The following is a 19,223-nucleotide window of genomic DNA, read 5'->3' as shown; positions in this document are numbered from 1 at the left end:
GCGCCGTGGGATCTATGCGCAATCCAGTCGGGCCGCTTCCCTCCTCCATTTACTGGCGCCGGAGGGCAGTCGCGCTGTCCCTGCTGATGCTGCTCGCACTGGTGATCCTATGGATCGTCATGTTCACGGGCGGCAAGGGCGACAAGAACGACGGCGCCCGCAGCGGCGCCACTCCCGCGCCCTCCACGATCACCCCGGGGCCGGATTCGTCGGGCCCCGCCATCAGCGAGGACCCCGGCGGCCGCGACGACTCGGGCGGCACGGGTGGTGACAACGGCGGCAGCGGCGGCAGTGACGGCGGCGAAGACGGCGGCGGCGACGGCGGCGGTGGCGAAGACGCCGGTACGGGTACCGACAACGGCGGCGGCAGCGGCGGTGACGGCGCGGGTGACGGCGGCGGTTCCGGCTCGGGTTCCGGCTCCGGCTCCGGCGAAGACGGTGGCGCCGGAAGTGGTGCGGGCGGCGGTGGTGGTGGCGGTCAGCGCGTACCGGCCGGCTCCAGCCTCCCCAACTGCAACGCGTCCACGGTGGAGTTGTCCCTGCGCAGCATCAAGAACGAGTACGAGCCGGGCGAGAAGCCCAAGTTCGAGCTGATCGCCGAGAACACCTCGGGCGGCGCCTGCAAGATGGACTTCGGTCCGAAGGCCGCCGTTCTCACGATCACCGACGACGACAACAAGACCGTGTGGACCTCCAAGGACTGCCCCGACGGCCCCGGCAGCCTGCTGCTCCGCGTCCCCGCGCACAGCACCGTCAAGCACACCGTCGACTGGGACCTCAGGAAGAGCGCCCCGCAGTGCGCGACACCGCCCGCCGAGAAGGTCGACGACGGGACCTACCTGCTGGAGTTGCCGGGCGCGAAGTCCCCGGCGACATTCACGCTGAAGAAGGACTGACAGCGGCGGTACGTGACTGACAGCTGCGGTGCGCCCCGCCCGGGGCGTACCGCAGCGCCGTATCGGCCCGCTCAGACGTAGTGTCGCCCGGCCCGCTCAGACGTAGCGTTCCAGGATCGACGACTCCGCCAGCCGCGACAGACCCTCCCGCACCGACCGCGCCCGCGCCTCCCCGACCCCGTCGACCGTCTGCAGGTCGTCGACGCTCGCGGCGAGCAGCTTCTGCAGCCCGCCGAAGTGCTCGACGAGCCGCTCGATGATCGCGCCGGGCAGCCTCGGCACCTTGGCCAGCAGCCGGTAGCCGCGCGGCGAGACCGCCGCGTCCAGCGTCTCGGGCGACCCGCTGTACCCCAGCGCCCGCGCCACGACGGGCAGTTCGAGCAGCTCGGAGTGGGGCAGCGCGTCCAGCTCGGTCAGCGCTTCGTCGACCGTGCGGGAACGCTTGGCGGTCGGTTCCGGCACGTAGTCCCGTACGACCAGCTCGCGCTCCGGCTCGACACCCGCGATCAACTCGTCGAGCTGGAGGGAGAGAAGGCGCCCGTCGGTGCCCAGCTCCACCACGTACTCCGCGATCTCGGTCGCGATACGCCGCACCATCTCCAGGCGCTGCGCCACCGCGGTCACATCCCGCACCGTCACCAGGTCCTCGATCTCCAGCGCGGACAGCGTGCCGGCGACCTCGTCGAGGCGGAGCTTGTAGCGCTCCAGGGTGGCCAGCGCCTGGTTCGCGCGGGACAGGATCGTCGCCGACTCCTCCAGGACGCGGCGCTCCCCGTCGACGTACAACGCGATCAGGCGCATCGACTGGGACACCGACACCACCGGGAAGTTGCACTGCTTCGACACGCGGTCCGCCGTGCGGTGCCGCGTGCCGGTCTCCTCGGTCGGAATGGACGCGTCCGGTACGAGCTGGACGCCGGCTCGCAGGATCTTGGTGATGTCCTTGTCGAGGATCAGCGCGCCGTCGAGCTTGCACAGCTCGCGGAGTCTGGTCGCGGTGAACTCCACATCCAGCACGAATCCGCCGGTACACATGGATTCGACGGTTTTGTCCATACCGAGGACGATCAGACCGCCGGTGTTGCCGCGGAGGATGCGCTCCAGGCCGTCGCGCAGCCCCTTGCCGGGCGCGACAGCGCTCAGCGAGGCGCGCATCAGCGCTTCGGTGCCCGAGCCTGAGCCGGACTTTCCGGATGCTGCTGCCCGGTCGATGGCTGCCACTGCACTCCTCCGGTCACACGGTTGCGGTGCCCTTGGGGCACTGAACTTCGCCTCGCGTACTCGTACGGGTGGGCGAGACCAGGGCAAAGTCTACCGGCGCTGTTCCTCACCTTGTGGGGCCTGTGCACGAGAGCGGCGCGGAAGGACTCTGAGGGCGTCGCCCATGTCGGCGACCTCGGTGACCTTCATGCCGGCCGGGACCTTCCCCGGGTCACTCGGAACCAGGGCGTGCGTGAAGCCGAGACGGTGCGCCTCGGCCAGCCTCCGCTGGACACCGGTGACCCTTCTGACCTCACCCGCGAGGCCCACTTCCCCGATCGCGACGAGGTTCTTCGGGAGCGGGGTGTCGCTGGCCGCGCTGGCGAGCGCCAGCGCGATGGCGAGGTCGGCGGCGGGCTCGGTGAGCTTCACGCCGCCCACCGTCGCGCTGTAGATGTCGCGCTTGCCGAGGGCGGTGATGCGGCCGCGCTGCTCCAGTACGGCGAGCATCATCGACACGCGCGAGGTCTCCAGGCCCGAGGTGGTGCGCCGCGGGGACGGGATCTGCGAATCGACGGTCAGCGCCTGCACTTCCGCGACGAGCGGCCTGCGCCCTTCGAGCGTGACGGTCAGACACGTCCCCGGGACGGCCTCGGCGCGCCGGGTGAGGAAGAGCCCGGACGGATCGGCGAGACCGGTGATGCCTTCGTCGTGCAGCTCGAAGCAGCCGACCTCGTCGGTCGCGCCGTAACGGTTCTTGACGCCCCGTACGAGCCGCAGGCGCGCGTGCCGGTCGCCCTCGAAGGACAGCACGACGTCGACGAGGTGCTCCAGCAGGCGCGGGCCGGCGATGGCGCCGTCCTTCGTGACATGGCCGACCAGGAGCGTCGACATGGCGCGCTCCTTGGAGGCCCGGATGAGCGCGCCCGCGACCTCACGGACCTGCGCCATGCCGCCGGGCGCACCGTCGATCTCGGGCGACGCGACGGTCTGGACGGAGTCGAGCACGAGAAGGGACGGCTTGACCGCGTCCAGGTGCCCGAGCACGGCCGACAGGTCGGTCTCCGCGGTGAGGTAGAGATGATCGCTGAGCGCGCCGATCCGGTCGGCGCGCAGACGCACCTGACTGGCGGACTCCTCGGCGGTGACGTACAGCGTGCGGTGGTCGTCGCTCGCCGCCTTCGCGGCCACGTCCAGCAGCAGCGTCGACTTGCCGACGCCCGGCTCGCCCGCGAGCAGCACGACGGCGCCGGGGACCAGACCGCCGCCGAGGACACGGTCCAGCTCGTCGACGCCGGTGGAGCGGGCGGTGGCCGTGCGGCCGTCGACCTGGCCGATGGGGAGCGCGGCGGTGCTCACCCGGCCGGCGGCGGTCGTCCGTACGGCGGGCGCGCCGGATTCCTCGATCGTCCCCCAGGCCTGGCATTCGGGGCAGCGGCCGAGCCACTTGGCGGTCGTCCACCCGCATTCGGTGCAGCGGTAGGACGGCCGGTCCTTGGCGGATGAACGAGATGTGCGGGCAGCCATGGTGGTGACCGTACAGGCATGCTCTGACACTCGTGTCTCTCGTTCGCCACCCGTTCGCTACGGCCGGAATCCCTAATTCCTGTCCCCTTATGAGGGATGTGTTCACCCGTACGGGTTAAAACTGCTCAAGGGGTACGAAGAGGCGTGGCTCCTTTGCCTACGGTCGCCGGGTGACAAGCAGCAGGCTGGAGCCCCCGACGCACACCACCGGCGCACACCGGGCGCAGAGCCGTGCGCCCCGGCCCACGCTCGCGCAGGCCCCGCCGGCACGGTACGAGCCGTATCTGGACGGCCTGTTCACGTACTGCCTGTCGGTGCTCTGCGACCACGACGCGGCGACCGCGGTCCTCGGCGACGTACTGGCCATCTCCGAGCGCCAGCACGGACGTTGCCCGTCCCGCGAGCCCGAGCGCAAGGCCTGGCTGTACGCGCTGGCGCGGTGGGCCTGCCTGCGCCGGGTCGCCGAGCAGAAGCGGCGCAGGCAGGGGGCGCACGGCGGTCACCGCGCGCCGGCCTCCGTTCCGGTGAGCGTCGCGGCCGTACCGGACGAGACCGCCGTACACCGGCAGCGCGAACTGGCACTCCTGGCGTGGCCCGAGGCGGCCGGCACCACCCCCGAGCAGCGCGAGGCGCTGGAGCTCGCGGTACGCCACGGGCTCGGCCCGCGCGAGGTCGCCGCCGTCCTGGGCATGGACTACCCGGCCGCCCGCGAACTGCTGGCCGCCGCGGCCTGCGAGGTGGAGCGCACCCGGGCCGCGCTCGCCGTCGTGGAGAGCGGCAGCTGCCCGATCGTCGCCCGGCTGACCGGCGACAACCACGTGCTGCTCGGCGCTGCCCTGCGCCACGAGCTCGTACGTCACGTCGACGACTGCCCGCGCTGCCGGCGCTCCGCCGAGCGGGCCGGGGCCGGCGGGCCCTGGCCGGGCACGGTCACGGCGGCGCCTGCCGCACTGCCGGTGGTCGAGGCGCCGCGAGCGGCGGCGTACGCGGCGATGAGAGACGTCCCGCGGGCGCGGGGCGCCGCGCCGCGCTTCGACCGCGACGGCTTCCCGCTCGATCCCAAGGATCACGCGGCGCGGCGCGACCGGCTGCGGACCAGGGCGGTCACGACGACGGTCGTCGCGACCGTCGTGGCCGCCCCCGTGTTCGCCCTCTGGGCGGCGTACCGGGGCGCGCCGCTCACCGGCGAGAGCCACGGCGGGGCGTCGGTCACCGCGAGCGAGGCGGACGACCCGGAAAACCTCGGCGGCGACGCGTACGACGGCCCGGGCGGTCCCGCGTACGAGAACACGGGCAACGCCCGCACGACCCCCGACCCCGACTTCACGGCGGGCGGCCGGTCGCCGGACGTGTCGGTGGAGGTCGTCAGCGGCGGTACGTCGATGCCGGGCCGGCCGGGGGAGGCCGGGGAGGGTCGGCTGGCGGTGGAGGCGAGGCCCGCGGGCAGCACGACGGTCGTCACGCTGACGGCGACGGGCGACTCCCCGGTGTCCTGGTCGGCGTGGACGAACGCGCCCTGGCTCTATCTGAGCCAGACGTCGGGCATGCTCGAGCCCGGCCGGTCGATCACTCTGTACGTGTCCGTGGACCATGAGCGGGAGCCGGCAGGGCCGTGGCGCGCGCGTATCGGGGTCGACCCGGCGGGCGCGGTCATCGCGGTGAGCGGCCATGGCCGGACGACACCGCCGCCGACGAACCCGGACCCGCGCCCGTCGTCGCCACCGCCGCCCACGTCCCCGGACCCGACGCCACCCCCCACGTCGTCCCCCGACCCCACCCCCACGGAGTCGACACCACCCCCGTCCCCGGACCCGACCCCGACGGAGTCGACGCCGCCGCCCCCCTCGGACCCGCCCCCGACGGACGCGACCTCACCGGCACCGTAGGCGGGACTGCCTTCACGGGCGCCCTGCCCCGGAGGCAGGCCCGGATCCGCCGCCGCACCCAGCCCCTCCGGCGTTTGAGGACCGGTGCCCGGGACGGAGCCCCACCCATCACCCCTGGGCGACTTCAGCCCGTCCGGCGTTTGAGGACCGGGGTCTGGGGCGGAGCCCCAGTTCGGGAAGGGGCGGGTAGGGGAACAGCGCCGCAGGCACCCCGCACCCGCCGCACCCGCACCGCACTCGCCCCCCGCATCACGCCCGCGCACCGCACCCGTCACGCCCGCGCACCGCACCCGTCAGGCGCGCGCCCCGTCAGGCAGACGCCCCCGGATCCGCCGGATGCGGAGCCATCGGCAGCAGCGACGACAGTCGCTCCTCGCACAGCTGCACCAGCCGGCCGTACGCCGCCTCCCCCATCAGCTCCGTCAGCTCCGGCCGGTACGTCACGTACACCGCGTCCCCCGCCCCGTGCGCCGACGTCGCCGACGTACACCACCAGTGCAGGTCATGCCCCCCGGGCCCCCAGCCCCGCCGGTCGTACTCGCCGATGGAGATCTGCAGGACGCGCGTGTCGTCGGGCCGCTCGATCCAGTCGTACGTACGCCGAACCGGCAGCTGCCAGCACACGTCCGGCTTCGTCTCCAGCGGCTCCTTGCCCTCCTTCAGGGCCAGGATGTGCAGCGAGCAGCCCGCGCCCCCCGCGAACCCGGGACGGTTCTGGAAGATGCAGGAGCCGTCCCAGCGGCGCGTCTGGCGTTCGCCGTCGTCGTCCGTCTGGGTCCAGCCCGACTCCGTACCGACGTCGTGGAACTGCCACACGTCGGGGGTGAGACGAGCCACATGCCCCGCGACGCGCTTTTCGTCGTCCTCATCCGAAAAGTGCGCACCCAGCGTGCAGCAGCCGTCGTCGGCGCGCCCCGCCTGGATGCCCTGGCATCCGCTGCCGAAGATGCAGCTCCAGCGTGATGTGAGCCACGTCAGGTCGCAGCGGAACATCTGCTCGTCGTCGGCGGGGTCGGGGAACTCCACCCAGGCGCGGGCGAAATCGAGCCCGCCCTTCTCGTCCTGGACAGGAAGGGTCGTCTTCGGCTGCTTCGTGGCTTTGCCCGGCTTCGCCTTTTTCGTCTTCGACACGGGGCCAAGGGTAAGCGCGCCGTCGCAGTAGCGTTCCGCCCATGAGACTCGGAGTCCTCGACGTGGGTTCGAACACGGTTCATCTGCTGGTGGTCGACGCGCACCACGGCGCCCGCCCCCTGCCCGCCCACTCGCACAAGGCCGAGCTCCGCCTCGCCGAGCTCCTCGACGCGGACGGGGCCATCGGCGCCGACGGTGTCGACCGCCTCGTGGCGACGATCGCCGACGCGTTGCAGGCCGCCGAGGACAAGGGCTGCGAGGACGTTCTGCCGTTCGCGACCTCCGCCGTGCGCGAGGCCACCAACGCCGACGAGGTGCTGGCCCGGGTCAGGACCGAAACCGGAATCGATCTTCAGGTGCTGAGCGGCGCGGACGAGGCGCGGCTGACCTTCCTCGCCGCCCGCCGCTGGTTCGGCTGGTCGGCGGGCAAGCTGCTCGTCCTGGACATCGGCGGCGGTTCCCTGGAGATCGCGTACGGCATGGACGAGGAGCCCGACGCCGCCGTGTCCCTGCCGCTCGGCGCGGGCCGCCTCACCGCCGCCTGGCTGCCCGGCGACCCGCCGGACCCGCAGGACGTGAAGGCGCTGCGCCGTCATGTACGGGCCCAGATCGCCCGTACGGTCGGCGAATTCGCCCGCTTCGGGAGCCCCGACCACGTCGTCGCCACCTCCAAGACCTTCCGGCAGCTGGCCCGGATCGCGGGCGCGGCACGCTCCGCCGACGGGCTGTACGTACAGCGTGAGCTCAGTCGCACATCGCTGGAGGAGTGGGTGCCCAAGCTCGCCGCGATGCCCATAGCCCAGCGCGCCGGCCTCCCCGGAGTCTCGGACGGCCGAGCCGCGCAACTGCTGGCAGGAGCCCTGGTGGCGGAGGGTGTGATGGACCTTTTCGGCGTCGACACGCTGGAGGTCTGCCCCTGGGCGCTGCGCGAAGGCATCATCCTGCGCCGCCTGGATCACCTCCCCACCGCCTGACGGCCCACCTCCCGCCCACCTCCCGCCCGCGTCCCGCCCACCTGACGCCCATCCGGCAACGGCCCGTACGCTGTCCCTCGTGGCAGAACCAGTGGTGCGCATCCCTGATGCGAAGGTCGCGCTGTCCACGGCGTCCGTGTATCCGGAGTCGACGGCGACGGCCTTCGAGATCGCCGCACGCCTCGGCTACGACGGTGTCGAGGTCATGGTGTGGACGGACCCCGTCAGCCAGGACATCGAAGCGCTGCGCAGACTCTCGGACTACCACGGGGTGCCCGTACTGGCCGTCCACGCGCCCTGCCTGCTGATCACCCAGCGCGTGTGGACCACCGACCCGTGGACCAAGCTCCAGCGCGCGCAGGCGGCCGCCGAGAAGCTCGGTGCGTCGGCCGTGGTCGTACACCCGCCCTTTCGCTGGCAGCGGCAGTACGCCCGCGACTTCGTCAGCGGGATCTGGCGGATGGCGGAGGAGACCGACGTCAGGTTCGCCGTCGAGAACATGTATCCGTGGCGCTACAAGGACCGCGAGATGCTGGCGTACGCCCCCGAGTGGGACGTGACCAAGGACGACTACCGCCACTTCACCGTCGACCTGTCCCACACCGCGACCGCCCGCACCGACACGATGGCCATGGTCGACCGGATGGGCGACCGGCTCGGGCACGTCCACCTCGCGGACGGCAAGGGGTCGGCGAAGGACGAGCACCTGGTCCCCGGGCGCGGCAACCAGCCCTGTGCCGAGCTTCTGGAGCGCCTCGCGCTGAACGGCTACGACGGTCATGTCGTCATCGAGGTCAATACGCGACGGGCCATGTCCTCCGCCGAACGCGAGGCCGATCTCGCGGAGGCGCTCGCCTTCACCCGGCTGCACCTGGCGTCCCGGGTGTCGCAGCAGTGAGCGAGAGCGGTACGCCCGAGTCGCCCCCGGAGACCCGCCGTCGCGGCCGCCCGCGCCGCTCACCGCAGGACGCCGGCCCCGGCGCGCGCGAGCGGATCCTCCAATCCGCCCGCGACGAATTCGCGGAGCGCGGCTACGACAAGACGTCGATGCGCGGCATCGCGAAGGCGGCGGGCGTCGACGCGGCGCTCGTCCACCACTACTTCGGTACGAAGGACGACGTCTTCGCGGCCGCCATCGAGATGTCCTTCGAACCGGCTCTGGCGGTGCCCGCGGTCCTCGGCCAGGGCGGCACGGACGCCATCGGTGAGCGGCTGGCCCGCTATTTCATCGGCGTATGGGAGAACCCGGCGACCAGGGCCCCGCTGCTTGCGATCGTACGGTCGGCGCTGACGAACGAGACGGCGGCGACGGTACTGCGTACGTTCGTACTGCGCCGGCTGCTGGGGCGGGTGGCGGCGGAGCTCGACGTACCGGATCCGACGTTCCGGGCTGAGCTCGCGGCCTCGCACATGGTCGGGATCGCGATCCTGCGGTACGTGATCAAGGCGGAGCCGCTGGCCTCGGCGGATCCCGAGCGGATCATCGAGCTGGTGGCCCCGACGCTTCAGCGGTACTTGACACAGGCGTGACCCGAGACACCACTCCGGCGTTCTCCGAGGCGGCACCCCGGGCGCATCGCTCCGGGCATCACGGGGTCCCCGACTCCCGGCATGACCGAAGGCTGAGCACCCCGTCCCGCATATCGGACGACCTGTCCAGATCGTGGATCCGAGGCGTACGCTCGAAGTTACTCTCGTAAGTGAGCCTCGTACGTCCCATCTGCCTAAGGAGCGAGCGACGATGCCCGAGCTGAGGTCCCGCACAGTCACCCACGGCCGCAACATGGCGGGCGCGCGCGCCCTTATGCGGGCGTCGGGCGTAGCGAGCGCGGACATCGGCAAGCCGATCATCGCGGTCGCGAACTCCTTCACCGAGTTCGTCCCGGGGCACACGCACCTCGCGCCGGTCGGCCGGATCGTCTCCGACGCCATCCTGGCGGCGGGCGCCGTCCCCCGTGAGTTCAACACGATCGCCGTCGACGACGGCATCGCGATGGGCCACGGCGGAATGCTGTACTCCCTGCCCTCCCGCGACCTGATCGCCGACTCCGTCGAGTACATGGTCGAGGCGCACTGCGCGGACGCGCTGATCTGCATCTCGAACTGCGACAAGATCACGCCGGGCATGCTGATGGCCGCGCTGCGCCTCAACATCCCCACGATCTTCGTCTCCGGCGGTCCGATGGAGGCCGGCAAGGCCACGCTGGTCGACGGCACCGTCCGCAAGCTCGACCTGGTCGACGCGATCTCCGACGCGGTCAACGACAAAATCTCGGACGAGGACATCCTCCGTATCGAGGAGAACGCCTGTCCGACCTGCGGCTCCTGTTCCGGCATGTTCACCGCCAACTCGATGAACTGCCTGGCCGAGGCCATCGGCCTGGCCCTGCCCGGCAACGGCTCGGTCCTCGCCACGCACACCGCCCGCAAGGCGCTGTACGAGAACGCCGGCCGCACGATCGTCGAGATCACCAAGCGCCACTACGAGCAGGACGACCACACCGTCCTGCCCCGCAACATCGCCACCCGCGCCGCCTTCGAGAACGCCATGGCCCTCGACATCGCGATGGGCGGCTCCACCAACACGATCCTGCACCTGCTGGCCGCCGCCCAGGAGGCGGAGCTGGACTTCAACCTCGACCACATGGACGAGGTCTCGCGCCGCGTCCCGTGCCTGGCCAAGGTCGCGCCGAACGTGGCGCCGGGCGGCACGTACTACATGGAAGACGTGCACCGCGCGGGCGGAATCCCCGCCATCCTCGGTGAGCTCTACCGCGGCGGCATGCTCAACGAGGACGTCCACTCCGTCCACTCCGCGACCATCGCCGAGTGGCTGAAGACGTGGGACGTGCGCGGCGGCTCGCCGTCCGACGAGGCCGTCGAGCTGTGGCACGCGGCCCCCGGCTGCGTCCGCTCCGCGACCGCCTTCTCGCAGTCCGAGCGCTGGGACACCCTGGACACCGACGCCGAGGGCGGCTGCATCCGCTCGGTCGAGCACGCGTACTCCAAGGACGGCGGCCTGGCGGTCCTCAAGGGCAACCTCGCCGTCGACGGCTGTGTCGTGAAGACCGCCGGCGTGGACGAGTCGATCTGGACCTTCGAGGGCCCGGCGGTCGTCTGCGAGTCGCAGGACGAGGCCGTCGACAAGATCCTCCGCAAGGAGATCAAGGAGGGCGACGTCGTCGTCATCCGCTACGAGGGCCCGCGCGGCGGCCCCGGCATGCAGGAGATGCTCTACCCGACGTCCTTCCTGAAGGGCCGCGGCCTCGGCAAGACCTGCGCGCTCGTCACGGACGGCCGATTCTCGGGCGGTACGTCGGGCCTGTCCATCGGCCACGCCTCCCCGGAGGCGGCGTCGGGCGGCACCATCGCGCTCGTCGAGGACGGCGACCGTATCCGCATCGACATCCCCAACCGTACGATCGAACTCCTCGTCCCGGACGAGGACCTGGCGGCCCGCCGCGAGGCGCTGGGCGGCGTGTACGCCCCGAAGAACCGCGAGCGCAAGGTCTCGCAGGCCCTGCGCGCGTACGCCGCGATGGCGACCAGCGCCGACAAGGGCGCGGTGCGGGACGTCTCGATGCTGGGCTGACCGGCACAAGCTCGCTCAAGCGACCGGGCGGGACGGGGCACACGCCCGGTCCCGCCCGCCCGCGTTTCACCAGCGCGCCGGATCCCCGTCGTCCACGGCGAAGACCGACCCGTCGGGCGCGGTCGCGAAGACCTTGCCGGGGGCGACGACGGGGGCGGGAAGGGTTGCCGCGAAGGTGTACTGGCCCTTGCCCATACGGGGCGTGGTCTGGCCCAGCAGCCTGCCGTCAGCGGCGTCGACCGCCAGCAGCCGCCCGTCCGCTGCGGACACGTAGACGCGGTCAGCAGTGGCGACCGGTCGTGAGGCCCGGCTGACCGACGTCTCAAGCCGCCAGCGCTGCGCACGCTCGGCGCTCTCCGCACTTCCCGCATTTCCTGCGCTCCCCGCACTCCCCGCACGGCCCATGTCGACGGCGAGCAGAGAGCCGTTGAGGCCGAAGAGGTACGCCGTGTTCCCGCGCACCGTGGCCTGCGCCTGGTCGAGCGGCACGACAAGGGGAACGCGGCGGACGTCACGGGCCGTGGTGTCGAGGCGTACGACCGCCCGCGTCACCCCGTCGATGTCGTCCTCCAGCAGGAACAGAGCGCCGTCCGAGGTGTTGACCGGGCTGAGCATCCCGTTCAGCCGCTGGTCCCACAGCGCTTCGCCGCTGTCCGGGTCGACTGCGGCGACCCTTGTCGACGTACCGTCGCCAGAAGGCGTGACCGCGTAGACCGGCCCTTGGCGGTCGCCTGCCGATGCCACCCACACGGCACCGAGACCGCCGCGCCGCCCGGACCAGCGGGTCTTGCCCGTGGCGTCGTCGACGGCCTCGACGGTGCCGTCGGCGCTCACCAGAAGCACCGATTTCGCCGCGTGGAGGACGACGGTTCCGCCGGAGATGCCAGTGCTCCAACGGCGGGTGCCGGTTCGCGGATCGAGGGCCTCCAGCCGGTCTCCACCGGGCGCCACGACATGCAGGAGCCCTCCGGCGAGGACGGGAGCGCTGCCGTCCGAGGGGAAACGGCCGGCCGTCTTCGCCGACCAGGCGACCTTTCCGTCCGCCGCGCTGATTCGTGAGGCCTTGACGCCGGTGGCGCTGCAATAGAGGGCGCCGCCCGCGTACGAACAGGCAGGCGCGTGGCTCTGCGCGCCGGCCCGCAGCAAGACGCTCCAGGGACGGGCGGTCTCGCCCGCCGGGGCCGCGGCCCCCGCCCGTTGCGCGGCAGGAGCGGGACCGGGACGGCCGTCGCCCACCAGCGCGCGTACGCCGAGAACACCGCCCACGACCAGCGACGAGGCCAGAGCCACGGCAAGCACGGCCCGCCGAGGACCGCCCTTGCGCGGGGAAGCGGGAGCGTTTTCGAACGGCGCCCCCGCGCCCGGGATCCGCTGCGCCGGGATGAACGCCTGGGTGTCGTCGCCGGTCCGGTACGCCGCTGACCGCAGCGCGGCCATCAACGCGTCCGGCGTGGGCCGGTCGGCGGGATCCTTCGCGAGGCACCGTGCGAACAGCGGGACCAGTGCCTCCGGTACGCCCGCCAGGTCCGGCTCGTCGTGCACCACCTGATACGCGACGATGTACGGGCTGTCGGAGTCGAAGGGACCGCGCCCGGTCGCCGCGTGAACCAGCACGGAACCCATCGCGAACACGTCAGCGGCGGGCCCGACTTCGCGCGGGCGCTGGAACTGCTCGGGCGCCATGAACGGCGGCGTACCGATCAGCTTGCCGGTCTCCGTACGCAGATCGCTGTCCGTCGGCCGGGAGATTCCGAAGTCGATGACTTTGGGCCCGTCGGCCGCCAGCATCACGTTGCTCGGCTTGAGATCGCGGTGCACCACGCCGGCACGGTGGATGTCGCGCAGCGACTCGGCCAGTCCCGCTCCGAGCCGCAGCAACTCCTCGGTGTGCAGCGGGCCGTTCCGCTTGACGCGTTCGGCGAGGGTCGGCCCCTCGATGAACAGAGTGGCCATCCAGGGGCGTTCCGCCTCCGTGTCGGCGTCCACCACGGGCGCGGTGAAGGCTCCGCTCACCCGGCGGGCGGCGGACACCTCCTGCCGGAAGCGAGCCCTGAACTCGGGATCTGCGGCAAAGTCGGCGTGCACCACCTTGATGGCGAGACGCAACCCTGAGCCGGAGGTGGCCAGATGGACCACACCCATGCCTCCTGAGCCGAGCACGGCTTCGAGCCGGTACTGCCCGGCGTAATCCGGATGCTCCGCTTCCGGTCCCGTCCCGGTGCTGCGCAGCGGCGGCATCGTCCACCCCCGTGTGAATCGTCCGCAAGCGAGACGCACGGAGCCTAGTCGATGATGCGTGCGATGTCGGTGCGGGTTGCTAGCCTGCGCGGCGTACGGAAAACGAACACCAACGGGGGAGGGCCTCATGGCCATGGGAGAAGCCGAAAGCGCCACAGACGAGGCAGCCGCGACCACGACTGCGACCACGACTGCCACCGCCACGACCACGGCGGAGACGCTGGCGGGAGCGGTGCGATATCCGGTCGCTCCGGGCTACCGGGTGAACGTACGCAGCGGCCCCGGCACCAACCACCGGATCGTCAAGGTCCTGCCGTACGGCGCGCGCGTACCGATCAACTGCCAGTGCCCCGGGACGACCGTGACCGGTCCGTACGGCACGACGAACCTCTGGTCCAACATCGCGAACGGTCAGTTCGTCTCGGACGCGTACATCAACACCGGCAGCGACGGCTACGTAGCCTCGCGCTGCGCCTGACCGCCACTCCCGCCACCACACCAGGGATAATCGCCCCTGTGAGCGAGAACACCGACGGCACCCCGCCCCCCGCCGCCCCCGCCAACACGGCCGGCGGCGGCCCGCAGCCCGAACCCATCCGGTTCTTCGGCACGACCTGGCTGAGCCACGACAACGGCTACGGCCTGCGCCGAGCCGGGGTCGCCGTCGGCTCGCTGACAGCGGCGGCGGCCGGATGCTTCATCCTCCGCTTCGCCTACCAGGGCCTGGCGATCGCGGATGTCGGCGGCTTCGTCAACATCCTGGTCGTCGCCATGTTCGCGATCTGCAGCGCGATCGCCTTCCGCCGCACCTGGGAGGGGTACGCACGTCGCCCCGACCCCGCCACCGAGGCCCAGCTGCGCAGCCTGAAGGCCATCGGCTTCGTCGGCTCACTCCTCGCGTACTTCTTCCGCTCGCTCACCGAGGCCCCCGGCGAGAAGCTGCGCCGCAGCGAGTACGAGACGGCCCGCACCCAGTACGACCGCCGCCGAGCCACCCGCACGGGCAACCCCGCGACCCGCAAGAAAACCCCGAAGCGCCGCTGACACCCCCACCAACCGCATCCGAACTCCCTCTCGCGCCCCGCAGCCCCAAGCTCGCCCACCATCTGGCAACCGCCCTCTGCAACGGCAGCCGAGCCCCTCTCGCGCGCCGCAACAGCGTGCTCGCCCGGCGTCCGGCAACCAGGCGGCCGGGCGGCGGCAAATTTCAGCCCGTCCGGCGTTTGAGGACCGGGGTCCGGGGCGGAGCCCCGGTTTCGGGAAGGGGCGGGTAGGGGAAAGACTGCCCGGCCCCCGCCCCGGCCCGGGTCAGACCACCAGCGCCGAAGCCACCCCGTCCTCCTCCTCGCCCCCCGCCTTCGACCCGACGGCCGCCGCACCACCACCCACCGCCCCACCAGCGACCGCACCCCCCGCCGCCACCCCACTCCGCACCGCCCACCCCTCCAGCGCCGCCGCGCACGCATGGTCGACGTGGCGCAGCCCGCCCAGGTCCAGCTGTACGGGCCGGTCGCGCGGCAGCGCCTCCAGCGCGTCCAGCAACTTCGGCAGCCGAAGAAACGTCGCGTTCCCCCGCACGCGCACCCGCAGCCCACCCCCCGCCCCCAGATCCTCCGTCTCGACCTGCACCTGACTGGTGTCCCACGCGGTCTTGGCCACAGCCAGCAGCAACCCCACCAGCACCCCCTCAAAGAGGTTCGTCACCACAATCGCCCCCGTAGTCACCACCAGCACGACCGCCTCCCCACGATGCTCACGCCACAGCGGCAGCAACTCCCGTACGGGAATGAGCTTCCATCCGGCGTGCACCAGCACCCCGGCAAGCGCCGCCACCGGAATCACCCCGAGCGCCACGGGCACGGCGGCCGCGAAGACCAGCAGCCACACCCCGTGCAGCACCCGTGACGCCTTCGTGCGCGCGCCCGCCCGCACATTGGCCGCGCTGCGCACGATGACGGCGGTCATCGGGAGCGCCCCGAGCGCCCCGCACACCGCGTTCCCCGCCCCCTGGGCGATCAGCTCCTTGTCGTAGTCCGTCCGCGGCCCGTCATGCAGCCGGTCAACGGCGGTCGCACTGAACAGCGACTCGGCGGAGGCGATCAGCGCGAACGCCAGCACCGTCCCGACGACCCCGACCTCCGCGAGCCGCGCGAACGAATCGGCCCCCGGCGGCTGTACGGCGTCCAGCAACCCGTGCACCTCCACGCGCCGCACCGGCAGATCCAGCACCGCCGTCACCACCGCCGCCAGCGCCACCGCGACAAGCGGCGCCGGTGCCACGCGCGCCGCCGCCCGCCACCGGGGCCACCAGACGAGCACCGAGACGGTCCCCACCCCCACCCCGACGGCCGCGAGCCCAGCCCCACCGACCTCAACCACCCCACCAAACCCATTAACCCCGCCAATCCCACTGATCCCACCAACCAGCCCCGGCAACCCGAGCACCTTCGCCACCCCGCCCGCAGGCGCCTCGACGTCGGCCATCGCGTAGACCTGCCCGGTCACCAGCACCAGCCCGATCCCCGCGAGCATCCCCTGTACGACGGCGACCGAGATGGCCCGGAACCACCGCCCCAGCCTCAGCACCCCCATGGCCACCTGCACCAGCCCGGCGGCCAGCACGAGCACCCCGAGAGCTGCGACGCCGTAACGCTGTACGGCTTCGTACACAAGCACCGTGAGCCCGGCCGCCGGACCGCTGACGTGCAGGCTGCTGCCCGGGAGGGCTCCGGTGACCAGCCCGCCGACGATGCCGGTGATCAGACCGAGCTCCGCCGGTACGCCGGAGGCAACGGCGACGCCCACGCACAGAGGCAGGGCGACGAGGAAAACGACGAGAGAAGCGGTGAAGTCGGCTCGGCGCAATGAGAGACCACGCAACAGGGAAACCTCCGCCTGAACGACGAAATGCGACGAAACTCATTGTCCTGTACAGGAGTTGGACAACCCAGGACTTTCCGTTACGCATCGGTGCTCACCGAAGCGCGAAGGAGGCGGACGCTCCGCTTCCGATCGCGCCGCCACCCGCCTGCGCCGCCCCGGCACCCCCGCACGCCGCCTCTGCCCCCTACCCGCGCCCCCGAACGGCCGCAGGACCGCGCGGTGCTTGACGCGGAACACCCCCAGGAGGATTATTCACCACATGATGAATTACTACTCGAGGCCCCCTGGCCGCCCCGGGACCGCCGTCCCGACAGAGGGGCCGGCCGTCGCCGCCCACGCCGTCACCGTCGTACGCGGCCCCCGCACCGTCCTGCGCAGCCTCGACTTCGCCGTCCCCCGAGGCAGGATCACCGGCCTCCTGGGCCCCTCGGGCTGCGGCAAAACGACCCTCATGCGCGCCATCGTCGGCACCCAGGCCAAAGTCACCGGCACGCTCGAAGTCCTGGGCCATCCGGCGGGCGCCGCCGCCCTGCGCCCCCGCATCGGCTACGTCACCCAGGCGCCGTCCATCTACTTGGACCTGACCGTCCGCCAGAACCTGGACTACTTCGCGGCCGTCCTCCAGCCCGGCCGCGCCCGCCGCGAAGCCCGCCACGACGCCGTCACCCGCGCCATCGCCGACGTCGACCTCACCTCGCACGAATCAGCCCTGGCCGGAAACCTCTCCGGCGGCCAGAGCAGCCGCGTCTCCCTCGCCGTGGCGCTCCTCTTCACACCCGAACTCCTGGTCCTTGACGAGCCGACCGTAGGCCTGGACCCGGTCCTGCGCCGCGACCTGTGGAACCTCTTCCACACCCTCGCGGACCGCGGCACCACCCTCCTCGTCTCCTCGCACGTGATGGACGAGGCCGAGCGCTGCCACCGCCTCCTCCTCATGCGCGAGGGCGAGATCCTGGCCGAGGACACCCCCGACGCCCTCCGCTCGCGTACGCACACCGCCACGGTCGAAGAGGCCTTCCTCCACCTGGTCGACGAGGCCGACTCCCGCCAGGAGAACCCGCGATGAACGCTTCCCGCACCCTCGCCACCGCAGCCCGCGTCCTCGCCCAACTGCGCCACGACCCGCGCACGATCGCGCTCCTTCTCCTCATCCCGGCAGTGATGATCACGCTGCTGCGCTTCGTCTTCGACGCCTCGCCGCGGACCTTCGACTCCATCGGCGCATCACTGCTCGGGATCTTTCCCCTCATCACGATGTTCCTGGTGACGTCGATCGCCACCCTGCGAGAACGCACCTCGGGCACCCTCGAACGCCTTCTCGCCATGCCCCTGGCCAAGGCCGACCTGATCGCGGGCTACGCCCTGGCCTTCGGCGTCCTGGCCGTGGTCCAGTCAGCCCTGGCCACAGGAATCTCCCTCTGGCTGCTGGACCTGGACGTAGTCGGCTCCCCCTGGCTGCTGCTCCTGATCGCACTCCTGGACGCGCTGCTGGGCACAGCACTGGGCCTGTTCGTTTCCGCTTTCGCAGCCTCGGAATTCCAGGCGGTCCAATTCATGCCGGCGGTGATCTTCCCGCAGCTGCTCTTGTGCGGCCTGTTCACCCCACGCGACAAGATGCAGCCGGTACTGGAGGCGATCTCGAACGTGCTCCCCATGTCGTACGCCGTGGACGGCATGAACGAGGTCCTGCGCCACACGGATGTCACGGCCACCTTCATCCGCGACGCAGCAATCGTCGCCACCTGCGCCCTCCTGGTCCTGACCCTAGGAGCAGCCACCCTCCGCCGCCGCACCCCTTGACCCACCCCAGGACCCAAGCCCGCGCAGCACCCCACCGCCCCCGCAGCATTCCGCCCACCGGACACCGCACCCCACCCCACACCCCCGGTGCGAAGATGTTCCCCGGGAAGGCCAAACCCACCCACACGCACCCCACGAACCCCACGCAGCCCACCGGCGAGGTGAACCGCATGACCCAGACAGTCGCAGTCCTCGGCACCGGAAAAATCGGCGAGGCCCTGCTCAGCGGAATGATCCGCGCCGGCTGGCGCCCCGCCGACCTCCTGGTCACAGCCCGCCGCCCGGAGCGCGCCGAAGAACTCCGCACCCGCTACGGCGTCGAGCCGGTCACCAACGCCGAAGCCGCCAAGCGCGCCGACACCCTCATCCTCACGGTCAAGCCCCAGGACATGGGCAAGCTCCTCGACGAGCTCGCCCCCCACGTCCCGGCCGACCGCCTGGTCATCAGCGGCGCCGCCGGTATCCCCACGGCGTACTTCGAAGAGCGCCTCGCTCCCAATACCCCAGTCGTCCGCGTCATGACGAACACGCCCGCCCTTGTGGACGAGGCGATGTCCGTCATCTCGGCCGGCACCCACGCCACCTCCGAGCACCTCCTCCACACCGAGGAGATCTTCGGCGGGGTGGGCAAGACACTCCGCGTCCCGGAATCCCAGCAGGACGCGGCCACCGCCCTCTCCGGTTCGGGCCCGGCGTACTTCTACTACCTCGTCGAGGCGATGACCGACGCCGGCATCCTCCTCGGCCTGCCCCGAGCCCAGGCCCACGACCTGATCGTCCAGGCAGCCATCGGCGCTGCCGTGATGCTCCGCGACAGCGGCGAACACCCGGTCAAGCTCCGCGAGGCGGTCACCTCACCCGCCGGCACGACCATCAACGCGATCCGCGAGCTCGAGAACCACGGTGTACGAGCCGCTCTCATCGCCGCCCTGGAAGCGGCCCGGGACCGCAGCCGCGAACTGGCCTCAGGCAACGGCTGACCCCCGAACCCACGCCGGAACCCGACCCCGCCCCCCGAACTCGAACCGGAAGCCGTAACCCGAAACCGGAACCAGAACAGGGGGACGGAGCCGAACCCGGAACCCGAGCCGGGAAC

16 protein-coding genes are annotated in these 19,223 nt (G+C 71.6%); 11 read left to right on the top strand and 5 right to left on the bottom strand.

The window, feature by feature from the left end; translation table 11 throughout:
- The first annotated feature begins 5 nt into the window (after positions 1-5).
- Complete coding sequence (locus AC1P0E_RS14520) at positions 6-896, top strand: hypothetical protein (protein ID WP_482742578.1); 891 nt, start codon at positions 6-8, stop codon at positions 894-896.
- Between the two features lie 96 nt (positions 897-992).
- Here the strand turns inward: AC1P0E_RS14520 and disA are convergent, their stop codons facing one another.
- Both disA and radA read right to left on the bottom strand, forming a co-directional pair.
- Positions 993-2,117 (bottom strand): DNA integrity scanning diadenylate cyclase DisA, encoded by a 1,125-nt coding sequence (gene disA, locus AC1P0E_RS14515; protein ID WP_482742577.1) that lies wholly within the window; start codon positions 2,115-2,117, stop codon positions 993-995.
- 90 nt (positions 2,118-2,207) lie between these two features.
- Entirely contained in the window at positions 2,208-3,623 is a 1,416-nt protein-coding gene (gene radA / locus AC1P0E_RS14510; protein WP_482742576.1) for a DNA repair protein RadA, read from the bottom strand.
- Positions 3,624-3,793: 170 nt separating this feature from the next.
- Here radA and AC1P0E_RS14505 point away from each other — a divergent pair, with 170 nt between their 5' ends.
- On the top strand, positions 3,794-5,509 hold the full coding sequence (locus AC1P0E_RS14505) for a BACON domain-containing protein (protein ID WP_482742575.1): 1,716 nt from the start codon (positions 3,794-3,796) through the stop codon (positions 5,507-5,509).
- 309 nt (positions 5,510-5,818) lie between these two features.
- Here the strand turns inward: AC1P0E_RS14505 and AC1P0E_RS14500 are convergent, their stop codons facing one another.
- Positions 5,819-6,640 (bottom strand): DUF3109 family protein, encoded by an 822-nt coding sequence (locus tag AC1P0E_RS14500; RefSeq protein ID WP_482742574.1) that lies wholly within the window; start codon positions 6,638-6,640, stop codon positions 5,819-5,821.
- A gap of 41 nt (positions 6,641-6,681) precedes the next feature.
- On the opposite strand from AC1P0E_RS14500, the gene AC1P0E_RS14495 reads away from it, so the two are divergent.
- The 4 genes from AC1P0E_RS14495 to ilvD all read left to right on the top strand — a co-directional run bounded on the left by AC1P0E_RS14495 (position 6,682) and on the right by ilvD (position 11,206).
- Positions 6,682-7,614: a Ppx/GppA family phosphatase gene (locus tag AC1P0E_RS14495; RefSeq protein ID WP_482742573.1), complete on the top strand. Its 933-nt coding sequence runs from the start codon at positions 6,682-6,684 to the stop codon at positions 7,612-7,614.
- A 79-nt stretch (positions 7,615-7,693) separates the two neighbouring features.
- Entirely contained in the window at positions 7,694-8,512 is an 819-nt protein-coding gene (locus AC1P0E_RS14490; protein WP_482742572.1) for a sugar phosphate isomerase/epimerase family protein, read from the top strand.
- Positions 8,509-9,144 carry a TetR/AcrR family transcriptional regulator gene (locus AC1P0E_RS14485; protein ID WP_482742571.1) on the top strand — a complete coding sequence of 212 codons (636 nt, stop codon included), beginning with the start codon at positions 8,509-8,511 and terminating at the stop codon, positions 9,142-9,144. The genes AC1P0E_RS14490 and AC1P0E_RS14485 overlap by 4 nt, the downstream gene beginning before the upstream one ends.
- A 211-nt stretch (positions 9,145-9,355) precedes the next feature.
- The gene (gene ilvD, locus AC1P0E_RS14480; RefSeq protein ID WP_482742570.1) at positions 9,356-11,206 is read left to right on the top strand and encodes a dihydroxy-acid dehydratase; all 1,851 of its coding nucleotides are present in this window, start codon (positions 9,356-9,358) and stop codon (positions 11,204-11,206) included.
- Between the two features lie 66 nt (positions 11,207-11,272).
- Here ilvD and AC1P0E_RS14475 read toward each other — a convergent pair whose 3' ends face one another.
- Positions 11,273-13,444, bottom strand: coding sequence for a serine/threonine-protein kinase (locus tag AC1P0E_RS14475; RefSeq protein WP_482742569.1), 2,172 nt, complete (start codon positions 13,442-13,444; stop codon positions 11,273-11,275).
- Positions 13,445-13,577: 133 nt separating this feature from the next.
- Between AC1P0E_RS14475 and AC1P0E_RS14470 the strand changes: the two genes are divergently transcribed.
- A complete protein-coding gene (locus AC1P0E_RS14470) occupies positions 13,578-13,922 on the top strand; it encodes an SH3 domain-containing protein (protein ID WP_482745756.1) in 345 nt (114 codons plus the stop codon).
- 38 nt (positions 13,923-13,960) lie between these two features.
- The gene (locus AC1P0E_RS14465) at positions 13,961-14,488 is read left to right on the top strand and encodes a hypothetical protein (RefSeq protein WP_482742568.1); all 528 of its coding nucleotides are present in this window, start codon (positions 13,961-13,963) and stop codon (positions 14,486-14,488) included.
- A gap of 264 nt (positions 14,489-14,752) precedes the next feature.
- Here the strand turns inward: AC1P0E_RS14465 and AC1P0E_RS14460 are convergent, their stop codons facing one another.
- The gene (locus AC1P0E_RS14460) at positions 14,753-16,324 is read right to left on the bottom strand and encodes a SulP family inorganic anion transporter (RefSeq protein ID WP_482742567.1); all 1,572 of its coding nucleotides are present in this window, start codon (positions 16,322-16,324) and stop codon (positions 14,753-14,755) included.
- Positions 16,325-16,586: 262 nt separating this feature from the next.
- On the opposite strand from AC1P0E_RS14460, the gene AC1P0E_RS14455 reads away from it, so the two are divergent.
- From AC1P0E_RS14455 to proC, 3 genes are all read left to right on the top strand, one after another.
- Positions 16,587-17,393, top strand: coding sequence for an ABC transporter ATP-binding protein (locus AC1P0E_RS14455; RefSeq protein ID WP_482742566.1), 807 nt, complete (start codon positions 16,587-16,589; stop codon positions 17,391-17,393).
- Positions 17,390-18,127 (top strand): ABC transporter permease, encoded by a 738-nt coding sequence (locus AC1P0E_RS14450; RefSeq protein ID WP_482742565.1) that lies wholly within the window; start codon positions 17,390-17,392, stop codon positions 18,125-18,127. The genes AC1P0E_RS14455 and AC1P0E_RS14450 overlap by 4 nt, the downstream gene beginning before the upstream one ends.
- Positions 18,128-18,297: 170 nt before the next feature.
- Positions 18,298-19,107, top strand: coding sequence for a pyrroline-5-carboxylate reductase (gene proC, locus AC1P0E_RS14445; RefSeq protein WP_482742564.1), 810 nt, complete (start codon positions 18,298-18,300; stop codon positions 19,105-19,107).
- The last annotated feature ends 116 nt before the right edge of the window (positions 19,108-19,223 follow it).

It is taken from the genome of Streptomyces sp. TRD_SC_5 (assembly GCF_056836825.1).
The sequence above is the reverse complement of the archived record's forward strand: the minus strand, read 5'-3'. Positions and strand labels throughout refer to the sequence as shown.

What these genes read in the sequence shown, in the direction of transcription:
- proC (WP_482742564.1), top strand. Translation starts at nt 18,298, where the DNA reads ATGACCCAGACAGTCGCAGTCCTCGGCACCGGAAAAATCGGCGAGGCC.
- radA (WP_482742576.1), bottom strand. Translation starts at nt 3,623, where the DNA reads ATGGCTGCCCGCACATCTCGTTCATCCGCCAAGGACCGGCCGTCCTAC.
- AC1P0E_RS14470 (WP_482745756.1), top strand. Translation starts at nt 13,578, where the DNA reads ATGGGAGAAGCCGAAAGCGCCACAGACGAGGCAGCCGCGACCACGACT.
- AC1P0E_RS14455 (WP_482742566.1), top strand. Translation starts at nt 16,587, where the DNA reads ATGATGAATTACTACTCGAGGCCCCCTGGCCGCCCCGGGACCGCCGTC.
- ilvD (WP_482742570.1), top strand. Translation starts at nt 9,356, where the DNA reads ATGCCCGAGCTGAGGTCCCGCACAGTCACCCACGGCCGCAACATGGCG.
- AC1P0E_RS14495 (WP_482742573.1), top strand. Translation starts at nt 6,682, where the DNA reads ATGAGACTCGGAGTCCTCGACGTGGGTTCGAACACGGTTCATCTGCTG.
- AC1P0E_RS14450 (WP_482742565.1), top strand. Translation starts at nt 17,390, where the DNA reads ATGAACGCTTCCCGCACCCTCGCCACCGCAGCCCGCGTCCTCGCCCAA.
- AC1P0E_RS14475 (WP_482742569.1), bottom strand. Translation starts at nt 13,444, where the DNA reads ATGCCGCCGCTGCGCAGCACCGGGACGGGACCGGAAGCGGAGCATCCG.